The 2396-nt window shown below is 48.0% G+C and carries 1 protein-coding gene; it reads left to right on the plus strand.

The genetic code is table 11. From position 1 onward, the window contains the following. The first annotated feature begins 403 nt into the window (after positions 1–403). Complete coding sequence (locus RMX98_RS36160) at positions 404–2320, plus strand: GTPase family protein (protein WP_322676939.1); 1917 nt, start codon at positions 404–406, stop codon at positions 2318–2320. The last annotated feature ends 76 nt before the right edge of the window (positions 2321–2396 follow it).

Here is a 2396-nt window from a genome sequence, read left to right on the forward strand (position 1 = left end):
TCGTTCCGATACTTTGTATGAGAATGAGTTAAGCCCAATCAAGCTAGGTTTTTAGGACTTGTGTGTACACCGTAGCCGCTCTTCGGGAGGAAAGACAAAGCACAGCTTTGGCGGGATGGGGTTCTTCAGGTTTAATAAGCAATCAAGCGGACATGATATAACACCATTTCTTTGTAAGGCTTGTCAAGCTAGTTTTGAGAGTACTAGTAGTTCGCCAAGGGAACGCAAGCGGGGTAAAGGGTAAAGGTTTTAATCCCTTACCATGAGTCCCTTTCCCCAATCAAGAGCCTTCACAAGCACATTTTTGGGTTGGCAGAGTACTAGATTGGAGACGATAGACTTTTTATAGAGTAATTTTTGCAAAAACTCGAATTTCCCAACATTTCAAAGCAGGTATGGGGCAATGGTGCAATTAAAACCGTGGCAGTGGGTCGTCTTAGCAATCCCGATCGCGTTTATCATCATTTTCTTGCTGGTATCCGCCGGTTTGCAAATTCATGCGTGGGGCATTAATTGGATTTGGGGTGTGTTCACCCTTTTATTCGTGGGTTGGCGTTGGCTATTGGTTAAATGGACTCAACCAGCTGTTAACCAAGTGGAAGCTGTATTAGCCCAAGTTCAAGAAGAATTGGAATCGACGGCAGAAGATACAGCAGGGCAACCAGTGGGAAGTGACACCACAAAGCTTGCAGAAACCGCCCTCCAAGAAATTCTGCAAACAGCACAAAGCGATCGCCCGATTTGGGAAGACTGGCAAACTTTTTGGACGCGATGCCAAGATTTAGTGGTAGCGATTGCTCATATTTACAATCCTCAAATTCAATATCCCCTGCTGAATATTTACGTCCCCCAAGCTTACGGGCTGATTCGCGGAACAGTGGATGATATGGATCGGTGGATGCAAAAGTTATCCCCCGTCCTCAATCAAGTGACCGTTGGGCAAGCATACCAAGGATACGAGGTCTATCGGAAGTTAGAACCATCGGCTCGGAAATTCTGGAAAGCTTGGAACTGGGCACAGTGGATCTTAAATCCGGTGGCGGCAGTAGCCAAACAAGTCAGTAAGGGTTCTAGTAACCAGGCAACTCAGCAATTGTTGGGGAATTTGAGCCAGTTATTTCGAGAAGCTGCCCTGAGAAACTTATGTCGGCAAGCGATCGCCCTCTACGGACGCACCACATTACCAGTTTCAGCAACCGTAGTATCTACGCCAACTATACCCACAAGAACTCAAACCCTTCGAGAAATCCTGACTCAAGCTGAACCAGCCGAGGCGGTTGAGCAAAAACCTGTAAATATTCTGCTGGTAGGGCGCACGGGATCGGGAAAAAGTAGTCTGATTAACACGCTATTTCAGGCGGATCTCGCAGCCGTTGATGTTTTACCCAGCACCGACCGCATTCAGAATTATCAATGGCAGACTGAAAGTGGAGAAACCCTAACGCTTTGGGACACACCAGGATATGAACAAGTCAACCGTACCGATCTCCGAAATTTGGTGCTTGATTATGCCATTAACGCAGATTTGCTACTGTTAGTCACCCCTGCCCTCGATCCCGCCCTGCAAATGGATGTGGATTTTTTGGAAGACATCAAAGCAGAAGTTACAGATTTACCTGCAATCGCGATCGTGACTCAGGTAGATCGTTTGCGTCCCATCCGCGAATGGCAACCGCCTTATGATTGGGAATGGGGCGATCGCGCCAAGGAAATTGCCATTCGCGAAGCCACTGAGTATCGCGCCAAACTGCTAGGAAACTTCTGTAATTTAGTTCTACCCGTGGTTACAGGTGAGAGCAAAACAAATCGAGTTGCTTGGGGAATGGAGGCGCTATCGTTGGGATTAGTCGATGCGATCGCACCTAGTAAGCAACTGCGTCTCGCCCGTTTTTTGCGTAATCTCGAAGCGCGCACCGTCGCCGCCGCCAAAATCATCGACCACTACACCTTCCAAATGGCAACAACACAGGGACTAACGTCATTACTCAAAAGTCCCGTCCTCCAGTTTATATCTACGTTCTCAACCGGATCTCCAGCCTTAGCATATATGCTGGCAGAGCAAATTCCCGTGGAACAGTTGCCGATTGTGATTGGCAAACTTCAAATGGGATATGAGCTTTTCTCGCTCTTGAATACAGCTAACCCTAACGCGCTCAACTTTGAATTGCGATCGCTTTGGCCGCTACTGCTAGAAAACTCCGCTTCACCCGATCGCAACGCTTGGGCATTTGGTCATGCCCTAGTGGAGTACTGGACTCAAAATTTGACGATTGAGAAACTCCGGGAGCGATTTGAGTATTATCTGTCGATTGCCAAATAAGGCGTTGCAGAACAGAGGGATGAATTTAGGCAGGCAGGGGAGGCAGGGGGTGCTTCGGGAGCAGGGGGGGAGATTT

The organism is Nostoc sp. DedQUE02 (assembly GCF_034531035.1).
GTDB lineage: Bacteria > Cyanobacteriota > Cyanobacteriia > Cyanobacteriales > Nostocaceae > Nostoc.